Source organism: Pseudomonas caspiana (assembly GCF_040224095.2).
Classification (GTDB): domain Bacteria; phylum Pseudomonadota; class Gammaproteobacteria; order Pseudomonadales; family Pseudomonadaceae; genus Aquipseudomonas; species Aquipseudomonas caspiana.
Genome location: NZ_CP167995.1, coordinates 3342881 through 3366251, shown reverse-complemented (window position 1 = coordinate 3366251; position 23371 = coordinate 3342881). Strand labels below are relative to the sequence as shown.

General features: G+C 57.4%; 19 protein-coding genes. 15 read left to right on the top strand and 4 right to left on the bottom strand.

Annotated features, from left to right (window positions below):
• Positions 1 to 101: 101 nt before the first annotated feature.
• Complete coding sequence (locus ABRP31_RS15405) at positions 102 to 1307, top strand: MFS transporter (protein ID WP_349969179.1); 1206 nt, start codon at positions 102 to 104, stop codon at positions 1305 to 1307.
• A 19-nt stretch (positions 1308 to 1326) separates the two neighbouring features.
• Here ABRP31_RS15405 and ABRP31_RS15400 read toward each other — a convergent pair whose 3' ends face one another.
• On the bottom strand, positions 1327 to 1764 hold the full coding sequence (locus ABRP31_RS15400; protein WP_349969177.1) for a DUF4174 domain-containing protein: 438 nt from the start codon (positions 1762 to 1764) through the stop codon (positions 1327 to 1329).
• A gap of 297 nt (positions 1765 to 2061) precedes the next feature.
• Here ABRP31_RS15400 and phbB point away from each other — a divergent pair, with 297 nt between their 5' ends.
• From phbB to ABRP31_RS15385, 3 genes are all read left to right on the top strand, one after another.
• Positions 2062 to 2805, top strand: coding sequence for an acetoacetyl-CoA reductase (phbB, locus tag ABRP31_RS15395; protein ID WP_349969176.1), 744 nt, complete (start codon positions 2062 to 2064; stop codon positions 2803 to 2805).
• Positions 2806 to 2929: 124 nt separating this feature from the next.
• On the top strand, positions 2930 to 4255 hold the full coding sequence (locus ABRP31_RS15390; protein ID WP_087264112.1) for a CitMHS family transporter: 1326 nt from the start codon (positions 2930 to 2932) through the stop codon (positions 4253 to 4255).
• Positions 4256 to 4366: 111 nt separating this feature from the next.
• On the top strand, positions 4367 to 5350 hold the full coding sequence (locus ABRP31_RS15385) for a GntR family transcriptional regulator (protein ID WP_349969174.1): 984 nt from the start codon (positions 4367 to 4369) through the stop codon (positions 5348 to 5350).
• Positions 5351 to 5437: 87 nt separating this feature from the next.
• On the opposite strand, the gene ABRP31_RS15380 is transcribed toward ABRP31_RS15385, so the two are convergent.
• A complete protein-coding gene (locus ABRP31_RS15380) occupies positions 5438 to 6124 on the bottom strand; it encodes an aspartate/glutamate racemase family protein (protein ID WP_349969172.1) in 687 nt (228 codons plus the stop codon).
• Between the two features lie 218 nt (positions 6125 to 6342).
• Between ABRP31_RS15380 and ABRP31_RS15375 the strand changes: the two genes are divergently transcribed.
• Positions 6343 to 7413, top strand: a complete 1071-nt coding sequence (locus tag ABRP31_RS15375; RefSeq protein ID WP_349969171.1) for an isocitrate/isopropylmalate dehydrogenase family protein — start codon at positions 6343 to 6345, stop codon at positions 7411 to 7413.
• Here ABRP31_RS15375 and ABRP31_RS15370 read toward each other — a convergent pair.
• A complete protein-coding gene (locus ABRP31_RS15370) occupies positions 7400 to 8305 on the bottom strand; it encodes a GntR family transcriptional regulator (protein ID WP_349969169.1) in 906 nt (301 codons plus the stop codon). The two genes, ABRP31_RS15375 and ABRP31_RS15370, sit on opposite strands and share 14 nt — an antisense overlap.
• Before the next feature lie 168 nt (positions 8306 to 8473).
• On the opposite strand from ABRP31_RS15370, the gene ABRP31_RS15365 reads away from it, so the two are divergent.
• The 9 genes from ABRP31_RS15365 to ABRP31_RS15325 all read left to right on the top strand — a co-directional run bounded on the left by ABRP31_RS15365 (position 8474) and on the right by ABRP31_RS15325 (position 20156).
• The gene (locus tag ABRP31_RS15365; RefSeq protein WP_349969166.1) at positions 8474 to 9364 is read left to right on the top strand and encodes a LysR family transcriptional regulator; all 891 of its coding nucleotides are present in this window, start codon (positions 8474 to 8476) and stop codon (positions 9362 to 9364) included.
• 147 nt (positions 9365 to 9511) lie between these two features.
• On the top strand, positions 9512 to 12187 hold the full coding sequence (gene acnA / locus ABRP31_RS15360) for an aconitate hydratase AcnA (protein ID WP_349969164.1): 2676 nt from the start codon (positions 9512 to 9514) through the stop codon (positions 12185 to 12187).
• A gap of 96 nt (positions 12188 to 12283) precedes the next feature.
• Positions 12284 to 13336, top strand: a complete 1053-nt coding sequence (locus ABRP31_RS15355) for a lactonase family protein (RefSeq protein ID WP_349969162.1) — start codon at positions 12284 to 12286, stop codon at positions 13334 to 13336.
• A gap of 61 nt (positions 13337 to 13397) precedes the next feature.
• Positions 13398 to 14723 carry an MFS transporter gene (locus ABRP31_RS15350; RefSeq protein WP_087264484.1) on the top strand — a complete coding sequence of 442 codons (1326 nt, stop codon included), beginning with the start codon at positions 13398 to 13400 and terminating at the stop codon, positions 14721 to 14723.
• Positions 14724 to 14806: 83 nt separating this feature from the next.
• Positions 14807 to 16450, top strand: a complete 1644-nt coding sequence (locus ABRP31_RS15345; protein WP_349969159.1) for an acetolactate synthase large subunit — start codon at positions 14807 to 14809, stop codon at positions 16448 to 16450.
• 162 nt (positions 16451 to 16612) lie between these two features.
• On the top strand, positions 16613 to 17338 hold the full coding sequence (locus tag ABRP31_RS15340) for an ABC transporter substrate-binding protein (RefSeq protein WP_349969158.1): 726 nt from the start codon (positions 16613 to 16615) through the stop codon (positions 17336 to 17338).
• A gap of 219 nt (positions 17339 to 17557) precedes the next feature.
• Positions 17558 to 18463, top strand: a complete 906-nt coding sequence (gene gcvA / locus ABRP31_RS15335; RefSeq protein WP_349969157.1) for a transcriptional regulator GcvA — start codon at positions 17558 to 17560, stop codon at positions 18461 to 18463.
• 74 nt (positions 18464 to 18537) lie between these two features.
• Complete coding sequence (locus ABRP31_RS15330; RefSeq protein ID WP_349969156.1) at positions 18538 to 19365, top strand: DMT family transporter; 828 nt, start codon at positions 18538 to 18540, stop codon at positions 19363 to 19365.
• 29 nt (positions 19366 to 19394) lie between these two features.
• Positions 19395 to 20156 carry an SDR family oxidoreductase gene (locus tag ABRP31_RS15325; RefSeq protein WP_349969155.1) on the top strand — a complete coding sequence of 254 codons (762 nt, stop codon included), beginning with the start codon at positions 19395 to 19397 and terminating at the stop codon, positions 20154 to 20156.
• A 37-nt stretch (positions 20157 to 20193) separates the two neighbouring features.
• On the opposite strand, the gene ABRP31_RS15320 is transcribed toward ABRP31_RS15325, so the two are convergent.
• Positions 20194 to 21162, bottom strand: a complete 969-nt coding sequence (locus tag ABRP31_RS15320; RefSeq protein ID WP_349969154.1) for an AraC family transcriptional regulator — start codon at positions 21160 to 21162, stop codon at positions 20194 to 20196.
• A 102-nt stretch (positions 21163 to 21264) separates the two neighbouring features.
• Here ABRP31_RS15320 and ABRP31_RS15315 point away from each other — a divergent pair, with 102 nt between their 5' ends.
• Entirely contained in the window at positions 21265 to 22515 is a 1251-nt protein-coding gene (locus tag ABRP31_RS15315) for an MFS transporter (RefSeq protein WP_349969152.1), read from the top strand.
• Positions 22516 to 23371 lie beyond the last annotated feature (856 nt).

The window sequence follows — 23371 nt, the reverse complement described above, 5'->3', positions numbered from 1 at the left end:
AATGCAGGTCTATTTAGATACTGATCGATACATAAGTTGTTGACTGCCTAGACACCCCTCCCTATATTCATACCGATCGGTATATTAGTGAGGGGTGTCAAATGACTACAGATGACAAACAAAGCGAAAAACTGCCGCTAGGTGCATTACTGGCGTTGGCGATGACGGGTTTCATTTGCATCGTTACTGAGACTTTACCGGCAGGTTTACTGCCCGAGATCGGCAGCGGCCTTGGGGTCTCGCCCTCGTTTGCAGGGCAGATGGTCACCGTTTATGCATTGGGTTCGCTGCTGGCAGCTATTCCACTGACCATTGCCACGCAGAGCTGGCGTCGCAGGACAGTCTTACTGCTGACGATTGTCGGCTTTCTGGTTTTCAACTCTGTCACTGCCGTGTCTTCCAATTACTGGCTGACGTTAATCGCAAGGTTTTTCGCCGGCGTTTCTGCAGGTTTGGCCTGGAGCCTTATCGGCGGATACGCACGACGCATGGTTGTCCCTCAACTACAGGGCCGCGCAATGGCGGTGGCAATGGTCGGGACGCCCATCGCATTATCGCTGGGTGTGCCTTTGGGCACATGGGTCGGTGGGTTCATTGGCTGGCGCATGGCGTTTGCATTGATGTCCGGGCTGACCTTGCTGTTGATCGTCCTGGTATTGGTCAAAGTGCCGGATTACCCTGGCCAGTCAGCCTCGCAGCGCATGGCCTTGCGTCAGGTATTTTTCATACCTGGGGTACGCTCGGTGTTGGCAGTGGTCTTCACCTGGATGCTGGCTCACAACATCCTTTATACCTACGTTGCTCCCTTTGTTACCAAGGCCGGTTTGGCGAGTGACGTGGATCTGGTATTGCTGGCATTTGGTATCGCAGCGCTGGCAGGCATCTGGGTGGCGGGACGGCTGGTTGATCGTCACTTGCGAACGACGGTGTTGGCCAGCCTCGCAACCTTCGCCGCGGTTTCGGTTTTCTTCGGCTTGTTTTCAGACTCTGCGCCGGCAATGTATACCGGGGTGTTTATCTGGGGCCTGACGTTTGGCGGCGCCGCTACGCTTTTGCAAACCGCGCTCGCCGACTCGGCAGGTAAGGGCGCTGACGTCGCGCTGTCGATGAACGTCGTTGTCTGGAACAGCGCCATTGCAGGAGGTGGACTACTGGGCGGCGTGTTGCTCGGTCAATCGGGGGTGAGTTCTTTTCCCTGGGTCTTGTTGGCATTGCTACTGCTCAGTCTCGTCATTGCATCGCGGGCGCAAGTCCATGGTTTTGCAAAAGGCGACAGGCACTCCGGTCAAGTTGTCATCGGTCATTGATGTACTGGCGGCATTGAGGCTAGCGGTTCTGGCGCATCGGCATTTTATCGATGGTCGTGAAGATCACGCTGATGTCCAGCGGTGCCTGTTGGTCAATCTTTGTGCCGCCGTCTTTACCCACAAGAAGCAAACGGGTCGGGCCACCGGGCTTTACGCCAAGTGTGCCCAGTAGCGCCGACGTGGCTTGTGGGTCCAGGGCCTGGTCGTTGCGTTTGCCGACGCCATCGACCACGGTGTACAGCACCATTTCCCTTTCGATAAAGGCCTCACGGTTGGCTGGCTTCATCAGGTCCTGCTGGAACTGAAGCCAGCTTGCATCACTGGCGTGAGGCGCTACCACAATCAACGGCCGGGACTGCCAGCGCTCAGCGTCCAGGGGGTTGGAGGCGGTGTCGGCCATTGCCGGGTTGGCCGCCATGACGAGCAGTAAGCTCAGTGGGGGCATCAGGCTTTTCATTGGCAACTCCTTGGCATTAGCTAATGTTGAAGTGTTCGACTTCAGTACTGCCGGTCTGATCGCAATGACGGACCAAAGGTCGACACGTTGCACAGCTACTAGCCGATGTAACCATGTTGTAACTCCGCGAAATATTTCCAGTGTTTGCTTAGCGCTCTGTGTCGGCACTCGACGCGCACATTCGATTTAATTGTACTATGTCGTCTTGCAAAACAATTGCGTATGGCGTTTATTAGGCACTGTCACGACAGTTGTCTTCATAAAAACTCCCCTACAAAAACAAATGGAGTGCTTCACATGACTAAACGCATCGCTTATGTCACCGCTGGTATGGGGGCTCTTGGGACTGCTGTCTGTCAGCGCCTGGCAAGAGATGGTTTTACCGTCGTGGTGGGCTGCGGGCCGAACTCGCCGCTTAAAAAGAATTGGCTCGACGAGCAGAAGCAACAAGGCTTCAGCTTTATCGCATCAGAAGGCGACGTCGCCGACTGGGGCTCTTGCCAGATTGCTTTCCAGAAAATCCTTAAAGATGTCGGGCCGATCGATGTGCTGATCAACAATGCCGGAACCGCTCGCAATGTGATGTTTCGCGATATGCAGCCAAGCGACTGGCAAGCGGTGATCAACACCAACCTCAATTCCCTGTTTAACGTAACCCGGCAGGTCATCGACGCAATGGTCAGTCGCGGCTGGGGCAGGGTGATCAATATCTCTTCGGTCAATGCCCAGCTAGGGCAGGTCGGTCAGGTCAACTATTCGACCGCCAAATCCGCCATTCGCGGCTTCACCCGCGCTTTGGCCAAGGAAGTGGGCTCGCGTGGTGTGACTGTGAACACCGTTTCTCCGGGGTATATCTCCACCCCCAAGCTCAAGGCTGTCACCACGGTTGATGCGATGGATCGTTTGATTCGTGAAGTTCCAACCCGACGCCTGGGCACGCCAGAGGAAATCGCTTCGATCTGCTCATGGCTGGCCTCGGAGGAATCCGGCTATGCCAATGGCGCAGATTTTTCCATTAATGGCGGCCTGCACATGAGCTGATTGCCGTTTTGGGGCAGTAAAACCGCCTGCTCGGCCTGTCCACCCTGTTTCATGGCATGTAGTTCTCGAAGCGCCTCTGCGCCAAACCATAAAAACAAATGTACTTCTAGTCGAGGAAATACATATGCTGTCAATTCTCGGTTACGGCATGATCGTAACCTTCATGGCGCTGATCATGACCAAGCGCCTCTCTCCGCTGGTGGCGCTGACCATCGTTCCGATCATTTTTGCCCTTCTCGGGGGCTTCGGCTCGACGATGGATACGATGATGATCGACGGCCTGAAAAAAGTCGCGCCGACGGCCATCATGGTCATGTTCGCCATCCTGTATTTCGGGATGATGTTTGACACCGGGCTGTTCGATCCGGTGATTCGTGCCTTTCTCAAGATCATCAAGGGCGACCCGGTCAAAGCGGTGGTCTTCACCACGCTGCTGGCTGGCATGGTCTCGCTCGATGGTGATGGCTCGACCACCTACATGATCACGGTGACCGCCATGCTGCCGCTGTTCAAGCGCTTGCGTTTGAATCTGTTGGCGATGACCTGCGTCATCATCCTTGCCGCCAGCGTCACCAATCTGCTGCCGTGGGGCGGACCGCTGGCTCGGGCGGCGGCGTCGCTACAAGTGGAAACTTCGGAACTGTTCCAGCCAATTATTCCGGCGATGATCATCGGCTTTATCGGGGTTATGTGCCTGGCCTGGTATATCGGCGTTCGCGAGAGGTCGCGTCTGGGCAAACTCAGTTTGCCAGATGATGTAGAAGGTTCAGATTTCGATGACGATGCCACTGGGATGCCTGCGATGTCTCAGGAAGACGCCGAGCTACGTCGTCCCAAGATGTTCTGGCTCAATGCGGCGCTGACCATTGCGTTAATGGCCGGGCTCGTCATGGAATGGTTACCTTTGGCCATTCTGTTCATGGTCGCGTTCTCGGTCGGGCTGGTCATCAACTACCCGCATATGGCCGACCAGCGTCGGCGCATCGCTGCCCATGCACCGACAGCGCTGAACCAGATCGCGATCTTTCTTGCTGCGGGGATTCTCGCCGGAATTCTGTCCGGTACCGGGATGGTCAACGCCATGTCGGGGAGCTTTCTGGCGATGCTGCCTGAAACCTGGGGGCCCTACATGGCACCGATTACCGCGCTGGCCAGTATCCCTGGCACGTTCTTCATGTCCAACGACGCGTTCTATTATGGTGTGCTGCCGGTGCTTGCCAAGGCAGCCGAGGCGTATGGCATCAGCCATGCCGAGATTGGCCGGGCGTCGCTGATTGGCTCTCCGGTGCACTTGCTGAGTCCGCTGGTGGCCTCCACTTATCTGTTGTGCGGGCTGGCCGGTGTCGAGTTCAGCGATCATCAGAAATACACCATGAAGTGGGCGTTCGCGCTGAGCTTCCTGATCATGGGCGCGATGGCAGCGACTGGCGCGTTCTCGATGTTTCCGTGAGCAGCTGGCGCGGGTTGTCAGGATGTCTCGGCAAATGAGCTGTGGTATTTTGGCGGGGTCGGCTGATGAAGCCGACCCTTTGCGTACAATCCCCCATCTTCACGAGCGATCATGAACTCTACCGGTGTAGCCTCAGCCCCTGAACACGGCAAGACAAAGCCTCGGATCAAGTCCGATCTGGCGGAGCAACTGGCACCGAAAATCGTCGATATGGCGCGCGCTCGATCAATGCGCAGCGGCGACCCATTGCGCGAAGAAGCTTTCGCCAAGGAGCTAGGGGTTTCCCGATCACCGATTCGCCGCTGTTTTGCCTTGCTCGAAGAGCTGGGTATTGCTCGCCGGGAACAGAATCGCGGTTATTTCCTGACCTGCGACGCTCGAGGGATTGATACGGCCAAGCTGCCGTTGGATGTCGATCCTTTTGAAGATTTTTACCTGCGCGTCGTCGATGACGTGCTTAGTGGCGATATCCCCACCTCGTTTTTCGAGGCGGAACTGCTGCGTAAGTACGATGTGCCTCGCGGTCAGTTACTCAAAGTTCTCAATCGGCTGGCCAACGAAGCGATGATTGAGCGCAAGCCGGGCCAAGGCTGGGAAATCAACGCGTTTCTGCATGACTCCAGCGCGCATATTCAGAGCTATCGTTTTCGTATGGCGATTGAACCGGCGGCGCTGCTTGAACCTGGTTATAAGGTCGACAAGGCCGCTTTTGCCAAGGCAAGGGCGTTACAGCAACAGCTGCTTGATGGTGATATTTTCAGCCTCTCCAGATCGCAGTTGTTCCACATTAACGCCCAACTGCATGAGCTGATCGTGCGCTGCTCCGGAAATGCATTTTTTCTTGAAGCCATCCGCCGACAAAACCAGCTGCGCCGCTTCATGGCCTACAAGGCCAACCTGGATCGTCAGCGTCTGATCATCCAGTCCACCGAGCATATTCAGTTACTGGATTTGATCGAGAGCGGCAAGTGCGAAGCCGCTGCCGGCTTCCTGCGTCATCACCTTGATATCGTCGGCCGACAGAAGACGGAGAAAGAGGCGCGCGATGAAGCCGAAAAGCGTGCGAGAGAAAGTGCTGCTTCTTCTTCGGTTTGATTATTCACTTCCACCAAGCACCCACAGAAAAGTATTCCAACTCAGCTACTTGTAGTTTTCTTATGAGATCTGCCGAGGGCTGAGAGCCTAGCCTTTGGTCACACCTGCAGGTGTGAGGAGTTCCAGCAACTCCGTCAGCCGTATCACGGCGCTGTCCGGGGTGGTCAGCACCGGCTTTCCGCTTTCTGACCGGACTGTTCCAGCCGCACTGGTCATGGAAAACTGCGCGAAGCAGATCACGTCACAGCCTTCAATCGCATTGGCGACATTCGCGATTTTGCGTTCATGGCCCTTAATGTCCCCCTCTTGAAGCGCCTGAAAGGCACCCGCAACAAAGTGTGTGGTGATCTGCGGAGGTGTGTCGGCGGCTATTGACGCAGCCTGGAATTCTTCAAGCATGGGTGCGATGGCCGGTTCGAATGTGGCCAACAGCGCGATACGCGACACCGAACCAAGCGCACGATCAATCATTGCCTCGTTGGGTTTCAATACCGGGATTGATACGGCGTGCTTGCAGGCGTCGATAGCGGTACCGAACGCCGAGCAGGTGAAGAGTATTGCGTCTGCACCGGCTGACTCGGCGTATTGGGCCAGGCTGAGGAATCGCTGTAACAGCGCCTCGGTCAATTCGCCTGTTACAGACAGATCTCTGGACAGCGAATCATCCAGCAGATTAGCCAGTTGCGCCTCAGGCCAGTGCCTTTTGAACGCGTCGGTGATGGGCACAATCGCCAGCGGAGTTGCGTGAATCAGAAAAATACGTGCGCCGGGCATCACTTTGCCTCCTGAATAGCAAAAATTATGCGCGAGTAGATTGCATATTAATTCAATAAAATGCAATTATTTGGCGTCCGCCTGCAAGCGGTCTTTTTCGAGATGTAGATGATTCAACGAACCCAAGGTATTAGGTTTTATTGTGTTTCGTGGTTCGTAGATACATGTCCGAAGCGACTATCGACATCTCAGCCAATGCAAACAAGAAGGAGAAGGTTATGCGTATTCTGGTTTTGCCCGGTGACGGTATCGGTCCTGAAATCATTGAATCATCCATGTGTGTGCTCGAGGCCGTGAATGCGAAGTTTGCCCTCGACCTGACGTTCGACTATGACGACGTCGGTTTCGCCAGCCTGGAAAAGCACGGCACTACGTTGCGTGACGAAACTCTGCTCAAGGCTGGACATTACGACGGGATCATTCTCGGGACTCAATCCCACGCAGATTATCCGGTACCGGAAAAAGGGGGGCGCAACGTGTCGGCCGGTTTCCGGATCGGGCTGGATTTGTACGCCAATGTTCGTCCGGCCCGTACCCGATCGTTCCTGACGTCGAATATGAAGGAAGGCAAGCGCATGGATCTGGTGATCATGCGCGAGGCAACTGAAGGCTTTTATCCTGATCGCAATATGAGCAAGGGCTGGGGTGAGGTCATGCCCAGCCCTGATATGGCGCTTTCAACCCGCAAGATCACTCGCCATTGCAGCGAACGCATTGCTCGGCGCGCGTTCGAGCTGGCGATGAAGCGTAATAAAAAGGTTACCGCTATCCATAAAGCCAACAGCTTTCACATGACCGATGGCTTGTTTCTCGAAGCCGTCCGAACGGTGGCGAAGGAGTTTCCTGACGTCGTGCTCGACGATCTCCTGGTAGATGCGTCCACCGCGCATCTGGTGCGCAATCCGGAACGCTTCGATGTACTGGTTGCCACCAATTTCTATGGCGATATTCTCAGCGATCTGGCCAGCGAGTTGTCCGGCAGCCTTGGCCTGGCCGGCTCAATCATGGCCAGTGATGTGCACTGCGCGGCGCAGGCTCAACATGGCTCCGCGCCGGACATTGCCGGGCAGGACAAGGCCAACCCGGTGTCGATGATTCTGTCGGTGGCCATGCTGTTGCAGTGGATGGGTGATCGCCATCAGCACAGCGCTCTGGTCGAGGCCGGCCTGGCGATGGACCGTGCCGTCGATGTAGTGCTGGAAAACCCGGCTACCCGGACCTTTGACTTGGGCGGCACTCTGGGTTGCAGAGGGTTTGGTGAGGCTGTGGCTGCGGTCATTCAGGGCTGACTGCTGCCTCGGCATACTGCTGCAACACAGGTGATTTACGTGCCAGCGAACCGGTCAGGTGGCGTTTCATCAGCTCGGACGCTGCCTGATTGTCTCCCTGTTCCACCAGCGCGATGATCTGCAGATGCTCCTCGCACTGCTGGTAGTAGCGCTTGCGATCCACCATGGCCCGGTATTCGATCAGGCGTCGCATGTTGTTCATTTGCACCAGCACCATGTGGTACAGCGAGTTGCCGGACATTCTCATCAGCTCTTCGTGAAAACGCATGCCGGTGCGCAACAGCGCATCGGCCGGCAGCGTTTCAATCCCTGCGCGCAATAACTGCTGCTGCTCACTGCCGAGCTTGCGCAACATCAGCGGATCGTTCTGGAACGTCGGTTCGAGGAGACCGGCAGGCTCGATCAGCAGCCGCAGGTTATAGATCTGATTCAAGGATTGCCGGGTTTTGGCAACTTCAGAAAAGCGCCAGCCATAACCCGGTTTGGGTTGTGCCCAGCCGACCGTGGCGGCGCGGTTGAGAATGTCGCTGGCTTGCGCCTTGCTCAACCCATAGCGTTCACGCACGAACGGCTCGGTCACATCCTGCGGGATGCGGTCGTTCAACCAGTCTTCGGACAACTGGTAATAGGCTTCAGGCTCCTCCAATGCACAAGGCAGAGCAGGGGAGGCGTGCTGCCCAGGCGCCAGAACAAAAAAACCACGATTGGGTTGTTGATCAAGCAGGCCTTGATCAGCAAGAGTGACCAGCGCTTCACGAGCCGGTGAGCGCGACACCTGGAATTCATCCGCAATCTTCTGCGCGCTCATGTGGCTGCCCACGGCGACTTCTCCGCTCTGAATGCGGTGTTGCAGCTGAGTCACGATGCGCTGCACTAATACACTTGATGGCATTTCCACTACACCGGTTGGTCAGGCTGTTGCCTTCGCAGGCATTCAAGCCGCGCTTCGACGCGGCCGCAAAATAAGATTGTATTGTGTTGCGTCGACATACAAAATGGCGACACGGCACGGCGCGTATTTGTGTTCTGAGTTGAATGTCGCCGGTCAAGAGGAATGCCAATGCGATACGACCTGATCAGTCTGGACATTTTCATCAGCGTTGCCGAGGAGCGCAACCTGACCCGTGCGGCACGACTCAAGCATCTGGCTGTTTCGGCAGTCAGCAAGCGCGTTACCGAACTGGAAGCCCAGGCCGGTTCTGAACTGTTGATTCGCAACGCACGCGGCGTCGATCTTACTCCGGCTGGTCAGTCGATGTTGTTCTATGCCCGTCAGCTGAAACAAACCCTCGCCAGCCTGGATAACGAGTTGGGTGACTACGCTTCAGGCGTCAAAGGCCATGTGCGCATTCACGCCATTACATCCGCGCTTTCTCAGTTCTTGCCGGGCGACATCGCTCGTTTTGTCGAGACCTATCCGCAAATCAAGTTCGATATCGAGGAGCGGGTAGGTTCGGCCGTTGTTCGTGCAGTCGCCGACGGGCGCGCTGACTTGGGCATCATTGCCGACCAGACCTCAGCCCAAGGCCTGGAAACGACGCCTTATCGGTGTGATGAGTTGACGCTGGTGGTCCCTCAGGATCATCCGCTGGCCAGCAAAAAGAGCATCCACTTCAGTGAAGTGCTTGAGCACGAATTTATCGGGCCGCACCTGGAAAGCTCGGTGCACAGCCTGTTGACCAGCGAAGCCGACAAGCTTGGCAAGGCACTGAAGCTGCGAATCCGGATCAGCAGTTTTGATTGCATGTGCCGAATGGTCTCTACCGGACTGGGACTGGCGATCCTCCCACGCACTGTGCTGCAGCCCTATCTGCGCAGCCACAAGCTCAAGGCTGTCACGCTCGATGAGCCATGGGCACAGCGCACATTGCTGCTGGCTTTTCGCAAATACGAGGCGGCATCACCGACCTTGAAAACCCTGATCGATAACCTGAAACAAACCCAGGCATGAGCGAGCAGCGTTCTCCGCTGGAGAACGAAGGCTTGGTAATACATCAATTTTCATCACAGACGGCCAATTCTACTATTCACCCACCAGCGGTGAGCGAGTGAGCCCTCGAACGACAGCGCGGATATTATAAAAATGAGTGATGCAACCATGACCGAGATTGCAACTGACCTGCTGAACAGCTTGGTGGTTGACGGCGAACAATTCGCTTACGTCGATCTGCACAAGATGTTGACCCCTGATCAAATTGCGAAGCTTCCCTATTCGATCCGCATCCTGCTGGAGAATGTTGCGCGCTGTACGCCAGAGGCGCTGCCTTCGGTGCTGGCTCGGGCGCTGGGCGACGGCCCTGACTGTGAGGTGCCGTTCCAGCCCAACCGGCTGATGTTCCATGACACTACCTGCTTGCCGGCTTTGGCGGATTTCGCCGGGATGCGTGACGTGGTCGCGGAATTGGGTGGCGATCCCAAGTCAATGAACCCGCTCATCCCCGCTGTACTGACCATCGATCACTCGGTGATCGTTGAGCATTACGCTGAAGCCGATGCTGTCGAAGAAAACCTTAATATCGATTTTCGTCGCAATAGTGAACGCTATCGCTTCATCAAGTGGGCGCAGAAGAGCCTCGACAACTTCGGCGTGATCCCGCCGGGCACTGGCATCATCCATCAAATGAACATGGAAGCTCTGGCGCAGGTGGTCTGGGAAAGCAAAACCGAAGACGGCCAGCGCATGCTCCACCCGGATGACATGGTCGCCACTGACAGCCACACGCCGATGATCAACGCCATTGGCGTACTGGGGTGGGGCGTAGGCGGGCTTGAAGGGCAGGCGGCAATGGTCGGCGAGCCTGTACCCATCAGCTTTCCTGAAGTAGTGGGCATTCGTGTGACTAACGTCATGCGTCCCGGCGTGACCGCGACCGACCTGTCGCTGCACGTGGCGGAAATTCTGCGCAAGCGTTCGGTAGTTGGCAAGTTTGTCGAGTTCACCGGCCCTGGCTTGTCCACACTGAGTTGGGCTGCACGTGGCACGGTGTCGAATATGGCGCCTGAATACGGCGCGACCGTGGTGTTCTTCCCGTTCGACAGTGACACGCTCAACTATCTGGAGCTGACCGGTCGCTCCGCCGAGCTGCGCACCAAGGTCGTGGCCTACATGAATGCTCAGCCATTGTGGCGCCGAGACGAGCATGCCGAGCCGCACTTCGACGAACTGATCGAACTTGACCTGGCCAGTATCGAGCCAAGTGTTGCCGGCCCCCATCAACCTCATCAACGCCAGAGCCTGGCGAACGCTGCTGCGTCGTTCCGTGACGGTGTGATGGGTGGCGGTAACCTGATCGCCGGTCCTGCCGAGCAGAGCTTTTTCGAGCCGAGCTTTGGCGAGCCAATCACGCATGGCGCCGTTGTGATGTCGGCCATTACCAGTTGCACCAACACCGCCAATCCCTCGCAAATGGTCCAGGCTGGCCTGCTGGCGCGCAACGCCCGTGCGCGGGGTCTGAAAAGCAAACCCTGGGTGAAAACCTCGTTGTCTCCCGGCTCGCAAGTGGTGGCGGATTACTTGGCCGAAGCCAACCTGTTGGAAGATTTCTCGGCGCTGGGCTTCGACCTTGCAGGGTTCGGTTGCATGACCTGCATTGGCAACTCCGGCAAGCTCGAAGAGCATGTTGAAGCGTTTGCCGATCAAGGCCTCAAAGGTGTGGTGGTGTTGTCAGGCAACCGCAACTTCGAAGGTCGGGTCAACCCGAAACTGCAGGCCGGTTATCTGGCATCGCCAGCGCTCTGTGTGGCCTATGCCATCGCCGGGACAATCGACATTGATCTTGAATCACAGCCACTGGGGCAGGATCAGCAAGGCCAGCCGGTATACATGCGCGACTTGATGCCCAGCGATGCCGATATCGCCAGGCAGGTGCTGGAAGTGGTCAAGCCAGAGTTCTTCCAGCAACGGCTGGCCACGGTCTGGGACGGTACCCATCAATGGCAGGCGCTGTCGGCGGTCGGCAGCGTGCAGTTTCCATGGAGCCCGGAGTCCACTTATCTGCGTCGCCCGCAGTACCTGGCGGACATCAAGGCCGAACCGAAAGATTCCCTGGCCATCAGCGGCGCGCGCGTCCTGATGGTGGTGGGCGACAACGTGACAACCGATCACATTTCACCTGCGGGTGCTATTCCGGCCAACAGCCTGGCCGGACAGTGGCTGCTCGAGCGCGGCGAGGATCCGCAGGACCTCAACCAATATTCCACCCGCCGCAGCAATCACGAAGTGATGCTGCGCGGCGCCTTCACTAACCGTTCGGTGAAAAACCTGCTGCTGGGGGACAACCAGCCGGGCCTTGGCGTCTGGGCGTGGAACGCGGACCACAGCGAGTGTCTGCCGCTGTTTCTGGCAGCTGAGAGCTATACCCGCAAGCAAATCCCGATGGTGGTCTTTGCCGGTATCAATTACGGCGCCGGCTCAAGCCGTGACTGGGCGGCCAAGGCCCAGGCGCTGCTCGGCGTCAAAGCTGTAGTGGCTAGCAGCGTGGAGCGAATCCACCGCAGCAACCTGATTGGCATGGGCGTGATCCCGCTGCAGTTCAAAGCGGGTGAGCGGGTTGAAGATCTGAAGCTGGATGGCAGCGAGCACTTCGACTTTATCGGACTCGACGATCTGGTCGTCGGTAACAACCCGGTTACGATGACTGTCCGCCGTAGCAATGGCGATCAGGATCAGGTCGAGCTGTTCGCCCGAATCGATTCGTTGCAGGAAATCCGCTACCTCACCAATGGCGGCGTGTTGCCGTTCGTGATTCGCAAGGTGGTCAAGCGCACGACCTGATGATCGCAGCGGCGACCGCGACACTTGGGTGTCTCGGTCAGCCCTGAGGGAAAGGGACGTTCGTTAAAAGGCTTCAGCTAACCGGAGACAGTTTTTATGTACGCCTATGTCGGCTCACGGACCACCCGCGCGCGAAACGCGCGCGGCAATGGCATCACGGTTTATCAGGTGGACGAAGAAAACGGCGCATTGAGACTGATCCAGATTGTTCAGGATCTAGTTAACCCGTCCTTCCTCGCACTCAACAAGTCGGGTGATCGGCTCTACACCGTGCACGGCGATCAAAGCGAAGTCAGCGCGTTCAGCGTCGACAAGACGACCGGTAAGTTGAGCTTCATCAATCAGCAGAGCTGTGACGGAAAGAACCCGGTGCACCTGGCTCTTGATCCGAGTGAGCGTTTTCTGGTCGTTTCCAACCACATCAGCGGCTCGCTGGCCGTCATTAATGTGCTCGAAAACGGTTCGCTGGGGACGATCAATCAACTGCTTGAACTCGATGGTACTGCCGGCCCGCATCGGGTCGAGCAGCCGTTTGCCAAGCCGCATTTCAACCCCTTCGATCACTCAGGCAATTTTGTGCTGGTGCCGGATAAGGGGCTGGATCGGGTGTTCAGTTTCCGCTTTGACAACGGCAACTTGTTCCCGGCCGATCAGCCTTTTGTGATGACGCGAGAAGGTGCGGGTCCACGCCACCTGGCACTGCATCCCAAGGCACCCTTTGCCTATGTCATCAACGAGCTGGACTCAACGGTGACGACCTACGAGTTTAATGCCGAAGACGGTTCGATGCAGCCGCTTCAAGTGTTGCCAACGTTGCCTTGCACTTACACCGGAAACAGCCGGGCATCGGAGATAGAGGTGGATCGCAACGGACGCTTCGTTTACGCCTCCAACCGCGGTTACGACAGCATTGCGGTATTTGCCATTAATCAGCAAACGGGCTTGTTGAACCCGGTTGAATTCACGCCCACGAACGGTAAAACACCGCGCTTTTTTGCGCTGACTCCCAATGGTCGCTTCATCTTCGCGCTCAACGAAGACAGCGACACCATCATCTCGCTGGCTGTGGATTCACACAAAGGAGGGTTAAGCAAGACAGGTTTCACGGTCACCACCGGAAGCCCCGTTTGTATGGTTTTTTCTGCCTGAGTAACGCCCGATCCATAACAAGTACATGAGCACGCAGCAGCTTGCTTACAGTGAGGTCGCCATGAACAACAATAATACGCCTGATGAAAACGCTATCGTGCGCAAGGTAACCCTGCGCATCATCCCGTTCGTTTTTCTGCTTTACATCGTTTCCTATCTGGACCGCGCCAACATCGGTTACGCCGCGCTGCAGATGAACAAGGAACTGGCGCTGACCAGCGAGGCGTTTGGTTTCATTTCCGGAATTTTCTTTATCGGTTACTTCCTGTTTGAAGTGCCGAGTAACGTCATGCTCAACAAGTTTGGCGCACGGGTCTGGATTGCCCGGATTCTGGTGACCTGGGGGGCGATCGCGGCCGCAACCGCTTTCGCCCAGACGGCCAACCAGCTCTACGTCCTGCGCTTTTTCCTGGGGGTCGCCGAGGCCGGTTTTTTCCCTGGCATCATCGTTTACCTGACGTTCTGGTTCCGCTCCAAAGAGCTCGCGACTACTGTTGCGTTGTTCACCGCAGCCATTCCGGTGAGCTACATCATTGGTGCGCCGATGAGCACCTGGATCATGGATAACATCAGTTGGTTCAACTGGAGCGGCTGGCGCTGGATGCTGTTCCTTGAGGGGATTCCCGCTGTGTTTCTGGGCGTAGCGTGCTTCTTCTTTCTGACGGACAAGCCGGAGCAGGCCAAGTGGCTCAAGCCTGAAGAGAAAGCCTGGCTGGTCGCTGAGCTGGAGCGAGATCGTCAGAGCCGCAAGAACGTCAAGAGCTTGAGCGTCTACAAGACGATGACCAATCCCAAGGTGCTGTACCTGTCGTTCATCTACTTTGTTTACCAGTGTGGCAGCCTTGGTGTCGGTTACTGGATGCCGCAGATCATCAAGAGTTTTTCCGAGTCGCTGACGCATACGCAGATCGGTTTGATCGCCATGCTGCCTTACATCGTGGCTACGGCGGCGATGATCCTCTGGTCGCGCAGTTCGGATAAACGCAACGAACGCAAACTGCACTCGGCCATTCCACTGCTCCTGGCAACATTAGGACTGATCGGCGCAGGTTTGCTGGCCAACCCCTACGTCGCCATGGCCATGATCTGCCTCGCGTTGTCCGGGTTGTACAGCTTCAAATCACCGTTCTGGGCGCTGCCAACGCTGTTCCTTGATCGCACTACCGCAGCGGTGTCGATCGCCGTCATCAACTCGATTGGCAATCTGGGTGGTTTCGTTGGGCCGTCTTTGATTGGTATGGTCAAGGGCAACAGTCAAAGTGCGGCCAATGGATTGCTGTTCCTGAGCGCACTGCTGATGGCTGGATTCCTGATGACCTTGTTCATGCGGGTGACCAACAAAGATTCGGCGCAGAGCCTGGTGGTCAGGAGTCAGGAAGCACGCTAACGGCCAGTTGATTAATGTTGTGACCGGCCCGAAATCGATTCGTAAGCGATGCCTCATCGCTTGCCAAAAGCTGAGGTAACAAGATGGCCAAGGCCGCTGATGTTGTAGTGCAATGTCTGGAAAGTGAAGGTGTTGAGTACGTGTTCGGCATCCCCGGTGAGGAGAATCTCGACCTGCTGGAGTCGTTGCGGCGCTCAAGCATTCAGCTTGTCCTCACCCGGCATGAACAACCTGCTGGCTTCATGGCAGCAACTTACGGCCGTTTGACTGGCAAGACGGGCGTCTGCCTGTCGACGCTGGGTCCTGGCGCGACGAATCTGGTGACTGCCGGTGCATATGCCTACCTTGGCGGTATGCCGATGCTGATGATCACGGGTCAGAAGCCGATCAAGAAGTCCAAGCAGGGCCGTTTTCAGATCCTCGATGTGGTGGGGATGATGAGGCCATTGACCAAATACACGCACCAGTTGGCTTCAGCCGATAACATCCCGTCCCGTGTTCGTGAAGCGATACGGCTGGCAGAAGAGGAAAAGCCCGGCGCGGTGCATCTGGAGCTGCCTGAAGACATTGCTGCCGAACAGACCGACAGCATGCCGATTCCTCCAAGCCTGAGCCGCCGGCCATTGGCTGAGTACAAATCCATTGCGGCCGCCGTATCGAAACTCAAGGAGGCCAAAAGTCCGATCCTGGTGATCGGAGCCGGGGCCAACCGGAAGATGACCGCCAAGGTTCTGCGTCAGTTGATCGACAAGACCGGCATTCCATTTGTCACGACACAAATGGGCAAAGGGGTAGTGGACGAACGCCACCCGCGCTTTCTTGGCAACGCCGCATTGTCCTCGGGGGATTTTGTCCATCGGGCGGTGGAGTCTGCGGATCTGATCATCAATGTCGGCCATGACGTCATCGAAAAACCGCCGTTTTTTATGGTTCGTGGCGGCACCGAGGTGGTTCATATCAACTTCCGTTCGGCTGAGGTCGACCCTGTCTATTTCCCCCAGATTGAGGTGGTGGGCGACATCGCTAATGCGATCTGGCAGATTTCTGAAGCGCTTGAGACTCAGGAGCACTGGGACTTCAGTCGGCTTTTGACGATCCGTAGTGCCAACGAAGCTCAGATAGTGGAGGGCGCCGAAGACAACCGTTTCCCCATGTACCCGCAACGGATGGTGGCCGACTTGCGCAAGGCGCTGCCTTCGGAGGGGATCGTGGCGTTGGACAACGGGATCTACAAGATCTGGTTTGCCCGCAATTACAAAGCGCACATGCCCAACACGGTGCTGCTGGACAACGCGCTGGCGACCATGGGCGCAGGTCTCCCTTCGGCGATGGCCGCCCGGTTGGTCTATCCACAGAAACCGATTGTTGCAGTGTGTGGCGACGGCGGTTTCATGATGAATAGCCAAGAGCTGGAAACTGCGGTGCGCATGAAGATGAATCTGATTGTCATCATCCTGCGTGACGACGGCTACGGGATGATCCGCTGGAAGCAATCGCATATGGGCTTTGAGGACTTCGGTCTGGATTATGGCAATCCTGACTTTGTCATGTACGCCAACAGCTATGGAGCCAAAGGGCACAGGGTTGAAAGCGCAGAAGCTTTTCTGCCAATGATCGAACGCTGCGTTGCCGAGCCAGGCGTACATGTCATTGATTGCCCGGTCGACTATTCAGAGAATGACTTCATTCTCAATACTGAGCTCAAGAGAAGAAGTGCTCTTGTATAAATCGATCGGGTTTCAGGCTCCAGACGGCGTTAAGCGCGGGTATAGGGCAGGGGCACGCCCATCTATATCTCACTTCGTCGCATCAGTTGCTGTATTTCCATCGTCGCGGCCGTTGCCGCTACTTTCTCACTGCCTGTCCGGGCTTTGGATTCGGAGAAAAATATGAGCGCAGTATCACCGGCCGTTCTGGCTGACCTGGCACCCGGTGGCACTCTTCGTGCCGCGATTAACTTTGGTAACCCTGTGCTGGCGCAACAAGCCGCCGATGGCAGCCCGCAAGGCGTATCCATTCAGCTTGCCAAGGCATTGGCGAAGGAGCTGAACGTACCACTGGAAATGGTCACTTTCGATGCTGCGGGAAAAGTCTTTGCCGCGCTCGATCAGAACATCTGGAATGTGGCGTTCATGGCGATCGAGCCGGTGCGTGCTGCGCAGGTTGCTTTCAGCGATCCCTATGTGGCCATCGAAGGCACTTATCTGGTACGGGCTGATTCGACGTTCACTCAGGTTGATGATCTGGACCGCGCTGGCTTGAAACTCGCAGTAGGTAAAGGCGCGGCCTACGATCTCTACCTATCCCGGAGCTTGAAGCACGCGGAGTTGCTTCGGGCTGACACCTCGGCGGGTGCAGTCGAGCTGTTCGTTGATCAGGGGCTGGACGCTGCGGCCGGGGTGCGTCAGCCTCTCGAGAAATTCGCTGCGGCCCACGCGGGTTATCGGGTGATCGAGGGGCAATTCACATCCATTCGCCAAGCGATGGCCGTGCCCCGCCAGTACGCAGCCGGTGCTGAATACATCCAGGACTTTGTAAAACGGCAGAAGGCCAATGGTCTGGTGCGCAAGGCGCTGGATGAAACCGGGCAGGCGGACGTTTCCATTCCGAAATAACCCGTGAGCATTCTGTAGCTCATTACTGGCGAGTGATCAGGCTATTCATGCCCGATCACTCGCTTATCCAGCACACCGAAGAACCCTCGCATCTTTGAGCATCCAGTTTCAATCCAGCCACTGCCCCGTTAGCACAGCGATTTTTACAGTGAATTCAGCACCTGCATGAGCTAACGTTCATGTGCGCGCTTTTTCGATAACTTGCTGGATATCGCCCCTATGAGAGACCTGCCGCCCACCGCGACCTTGCGCGCTTTTGAAGTTGCTACCCGCCATCCAACGTTTACCGCCGCCGCACAGGAGCTACATGTTACTCAAAGCGCGGTCAGTCACCAGCTCAAGCACCTTGAAGGGCTTTGGGGAGTGCAATTGTTTGAGCGTGGCAAGGCGTTACGCCTCACGGCAGCGGGCGCTACGCTGGCGCCCATCGTGCGGGAGTTTTTTATCAGTCTTGAGGCGACTCTGGGTGACCTGCGTGAGCAAAAGGGCAGGGTTCGACTCAGCGTCAGCACCACTTATTCCTTCGCGCTCAAATGGCTGCTACCACGCTTGCCGCGTCTCTCTCGTCAGCACCCCGAGCTGTTGGTCTCGCTGGACACCACGGATAAAGTCATCCACTTCTCGCACGGCCAGGCAGATGTTGCCATCAGGCTAGGCAAGGGCAATTACCCAGGTCTGCATTCGGAGTTCTTGTTTGGGGAGCAGGTATTTCCTGTCGCCAGCCCCGAACTGCTGCGGCGCGTGGGGATGCCGCAGAGCCCTTCGGACTTGTTGCACTTCCCGCTGCTGACGCGCGATGGAGCCGAGTTGGTGCCAAAGTGGGAAGTTTGGTTTCAAGCTGTCGGGCTAGCTTATTCACCGCTCCAGGAGAGCGTCCGATTTGGTGATACCAACATGACAGTCGAGGCGGCCTTGCTCGGCCAGGGTGTGGCATTGGTGCGCAGCGGGCATGTTGAGAACGAAATCAGCGATGGTCGTTTGGTGCGTCTGTTCGATGTGCCGCTCCCATCACCGCTTGCGTACTACTTCGTCTGCCCCAAGGGCATCGAAGCGCAACCGCACATCGCCAGCTTTCGCCAATGGTTAGTCGATGAGGCGCTGAAAGTACGACGTCTGGAACAGTGAGTCATGATTATTTGCTCATGCTGCGATGAGGAGACTTCGCTTTAGTCCCGGCACCGGCTTGCCTAAAGTGGCGCATGCCTGTTCATCTGATCTTCCTCGTGCTTTTTGCCGCGCTCCTGCATGCCAGCTGGAATGCGCTGTTGCGCAGCGGCGCCGACCGGCTGTGGTCCATGACGGTGATGTGCATTGCCATCGCCATCGCCAGTATCGTCGCCGCAGCGTTCATGGAACCTCCTGCGATTGATAGCTGGAGCTACGCAGTGCTTTCGGCGTTGCTGCATGTAGGCTACAACCTGTTTCTGGTGCGCAGTTATCGAGTCGGCGACCTGGGGCAGGTCTATCCGGTTTCACGTGGATCGTCGCCGGTGCTGATCACCTTCGGAGCAGCCGTGTTTGCCGGAGAACGCATCACGCCTGGCGAGTTACTGGGTATTGCGCTGGTGTCAGGCGGGATTATTTCGCTGGCCTTCAGAGGGCGCCGCCTGTCGATTCCCAACCTGCCCTATGCGCTGGGAACAGGCTGTTTCATTGCGGCCTACAGCGTGGTCGACGGCATCGGTGCCAGACTCTCCGGCGCGCCGCTTGCTTACACGGTCTGGATGTGCGCCCTGTGGGGCGTGCTGATGCCGGTGGTCTACATCTGCCTGCGCGACACCCGCAGCTTGTTCTCCGTGAGGCCCGGAATAGTGTCCGCGTTGGTCGGCGGGCTGGTCTCTTTGCTCGCCTATGCAATGGTCATCTACGCCATGAACGAAGCGCCCCTCGGCGCGGTATCCGCATTGCGCGAAACCAGCGTGCTGTTTGCGGCGTTGATCGGCTATGTGTTTCTCGGCGAGAAGCTCACCGCACGCCGAATACTGGCGTGCGTGGTGATCGCCAGTGGCACCCTCATCATCGGCTGATACAGCCAACGGCTAAGGAGCTATGTCTAATGGTCAACGTCTCGCAGGCACCGCTGATTCTAATCACCGGAGGAAGTCGTGGAGTGGGGGCAGCGACTGCCCGGCTTGCTGCAGAAAGAGGTTATGACGTCGCTATCAGCTACGTTGCCAACGAGTCCGCAGCGTTGGGCGTGGCTGCGGATGTAGAAGCATTGGGGGGCAGGGCGTTAGCGATACGGGCCGACAGTGCGGACCCCCAGCAGGTGGCCGATTTGTTCGCTGCGATCGACCGCGAGTTCGGACGCATCGACGTACTGGTCAATAATGCCGGGATGCTGGCGCCTCAGTCACGCCTGGAAGAACTCGGCTTCGAGCGGATGCAGCGTATCTTTGCGGTCAATGCCATTGGGCCAATACTCTGCGCCCAGCAGGCGGTGAAGCGCATGGCGTACCGTCACAACGGACCGGGCGGTGTGGTGATCAATGTCTCATCAGCCTCGGCGCGCCTTGGCAGCCCCAATGAGTACCTCGACTATGCGGCGTCGAAGGGCGCGTTAGAGACTTTCACTATTGGGTTTGCAAAGGAGGTGGCTCGGGAGGGGATACGCGTCAACTGTATTCGTCCCGGACATATCTATACCGACATGCATGCCAGTGGCGGAGAGCCAGGACGGGTCGATCGAGTCAAGGACTCGATTCCCATGGGACGCGGCGGCCAGCCTGAGGAAGTGGCCCGCGCTATTATTTGGCTGGCGAGCGCGGAGGCATCATTCGTTACCGGTACATTCCTCGACGTTACGGGCGGTAAATGAGTCAGAGGCGCGGATCATCGACTGCTTACGCTCGGTTTCATGTAACAGCGGGCTGCCTCACCTTGCGACTCAATCCCGGTGTCTGGCCGGTAATGCGCTTGAATGCACGACTGAAAGCCGCCTGGGATGTATAGCCCAGACGCTGCGCCACCTCTTCAATCGGCAGCCTTTCGAGGGTCAGCCACTGGCTTGCAAGGCGCATTCGCAGTTCGGTGACGTAGCGCAGCGGGGTCATGCCAATCGTCACCTGGAAGCGCTCCGCGAACACCGAACGCGAGGTATTGCAGTGCTCTGCCAGCTGCGCGACAGTCCAGTCGCGGCCCGGTTGTTGATGGAGCGCAAGCAGTGCACCGGCCAAGCGTGGATCGCGCAAGGCGGCGACCAGCCCAGAAGCGTTGCCGCAGGCGCACTCCACCCAGCCGCGAACGACCATGGCGGCCACCACGTCGGCCAACCGCGCGAGGATACCGGCGAAGCCCACACGGGCGGCGCTGACCTCGCGCTCCATGGTGCTCAGGATCGGCACCAGCCCGGGGTAACGCTGGCCGCCGGCATCAATCAGCATCAGGCCCGGCATCAACTGGCCAAGGCCATGGATACTGCCCAGTTCGAACTCCATACAACCACTGAACAAAATAGTGCTCGGCGTGGGGCTGGCATCGGTTCCGGTATCCACCGCGCTGACGGTGTCACCCAAGGGAGCGCCGTCCAGGCGGTCGATGTCTTGAACAGGCGCGTCCGGATGGGAAAACAGTTGATGGGCCGCGCCATGGGAGATGAACACTGCGTTGCCGGCAGACAGCGCGTAGGTGCTGCCGTCCTCCATTTGCAGCACCGCATTACCGACGGCCATGAAGTGGAACCAGGCATGCCTGGGTTTTTCCGCGAAACCCAAGCCAAAGGTTGGACCCGCCTGGATACGCCGGTATTCGACGCCACGCAGGCGCATGCCGCGCAACAGCTCGTTGATGAGATCCGAAGAGAGGGCAAACTGATCAGCAGGCATCGTTCAGGTGTTTTGATCAAAAAGTAGAGATTTTCGATCATAGATCATCCAGCTTCCGGCGCCTAGACTTCGGCTCGCCATGAAGATTGGGAGATCCGTGTAATGACTGACTGTGTATGTAACGCCGCGTCTGACCGCCATCCCGGCGTCGGTGCGGATGTAGAGCCTGAGACCCCGGCGTGGATGGCCGTCTTCTCGTTGGCAATGGGTGTGTTCGGATTACTCACCGCTGAGTACCTTCCGGCCAGTTTGTTGACGCTGATGGCTGCCGACCTGGGAGTGTCCGAAGCGCTGGCTGGCCAGGCGGTAACGGTGACCGCAGTGGTGGCGCTGTTCGCTGGCTTGTTGGTGCCGGGTCTGACCCGCAGCATCGACCGACGTTGGGTGTTGCTGGGTTTTTCCACGTTGATGGTCGCCTCCAATCTGTTGGTCGCCGTTTCCTCCAGCTTCGCGGTGCTGTTGTTGATGCGCATCTTGCTGGGCATTGCCCTTGGCGGATTCTGGAGCATGGCGGCGGCGGTAGCGATGCGGTTGGTGCCGAGTGCTTTGTTGCCACGGGCGTTGTCGATCATTTTCAGCGGCATTGCCATCGGCACGGTCTTGGCGGTGCCGCTGGGCAGCTACCTGGGCGGATTATATGGCTGGCGCAGCGCGTTCTTTGCAGCGGCGGCGGTCGGCATGGTGACCCTGGCTTTCCAGTCGTTCACTCTGCCGCCCCTCGCGCCGCGTCGGCCGGCACGTCTGCGCACCGTCTTCGAGGTGTTGCAGCGTCCGGGCATTGCCATGGGGATGTTCGGTTGTGTGCTGGTGCACAGCGGCCACTTCGCGATGTTCACTTATGTCCGGCCGTTCCTTGAAGGAACGACCGGTATCGGCCCGCAAGGACTGTCACTGATGCTGCTGGGTTTTGGTGTGGCGAACTTCGTCGGCACACTGTTGGCCGGCAAGCTGCTGGAGCGCCACCCGCTGGCCACTCTGGTGCTGATGCCCGCGCTGGTCGGCGTTGCAGCACTGGCATTGGTGCTCTTGCCGGCCTCGGTGCCGGGGCAGGCGGTACTGCTGGCGGTCTGGGGCCTGGCCTTTGGTGGTGTGCCGGTGGCGTGGTCGAACTGGGTCGCCAGCGCGGTGCCTGATCAGGCGGAAAGCGCCGGAGGGATGGTAGTGGCCTCTGTGCAGTCAGCCATTGCCACCGGCGCCGCCGCTGGCGGTGCAATGTTCAGCCTCGGTGGCAGCGCAGGCGTATTTGTCGCGGCGGCCGTGCTGATGCTGCTGGCAGCGTTGCTGATTGCGTGGCGTGTCCGCGTCCCTTCTGCCCATGACGTTCGCCAGCCCAAGCCCGCGTTGCACCTTTGATCCGGTTTGCCGCAGCGCCTCGATCCGTCCGTAATCAGGAGAGACCCCGTGAACAATACGACGTCTCCAAGGACGCCTCAAATCGTTGCGCGCAGCGTTCATGAGTCGTGGAGTCCATTGGGTTTAGACAGGCGGCGGGAATTCCATTACAGGCTATCAGGGTCGCCAAAAAACATTTTGACTTGGCTCTAGGAAGCTGTTTTCAGACGGAGAAAATTCAAGTGTGCCCCCAGTTTTGCCCCCACTGGCGCGGGATATACGGGCGATCGAGATTGGCGATCTCTGAGGCGTGCCAGGGTGGTCGTCGATGGCTTTCAGTGTTGCTCCTCATCGGATCTGGGTGGGAGAGGGCAGGGCTCAGGAAGGACCAGCTAGTCCGCTCTAGGTCGACAACAGCAACTCCGATCGGCTGTGTTCGACCGAATATTTGTATCCGCGTAATTGGTTTGCTGGGCTTGGAGGTTTCTACGGAACCAGTGGCGATTCAGGAGGTGGAACGACAGCTGACCGTTGCACTACGTCAACGGCTCAGCGAAGCGGCTCAAGTGTCCAGCGACGATTTTGGATTTGTATTAGACGAACGCTAAAAGTATATCGATGTCATTCGGCCGGCATGATGGTTAAAGCGTCCTCTGCTATCAGCCAAAAGCGGTAATCTGCGTTTTATAAAGTGCGAGTTAAGCAGCAAGCCTTTCGCAGGCTTTAGGTGATTATTCCAGTTTGATCGCCTCTATCCCCTCATGCTACGGCTCATTAGGCGTTGGTCTCTCAGAGGGTAGAGGCACCAAGCTTGGGGTTCGCCACGTGAAATAAAGCATCAGGGTCGCGACTAGTGCAAAGGGCAATCCCACCCATA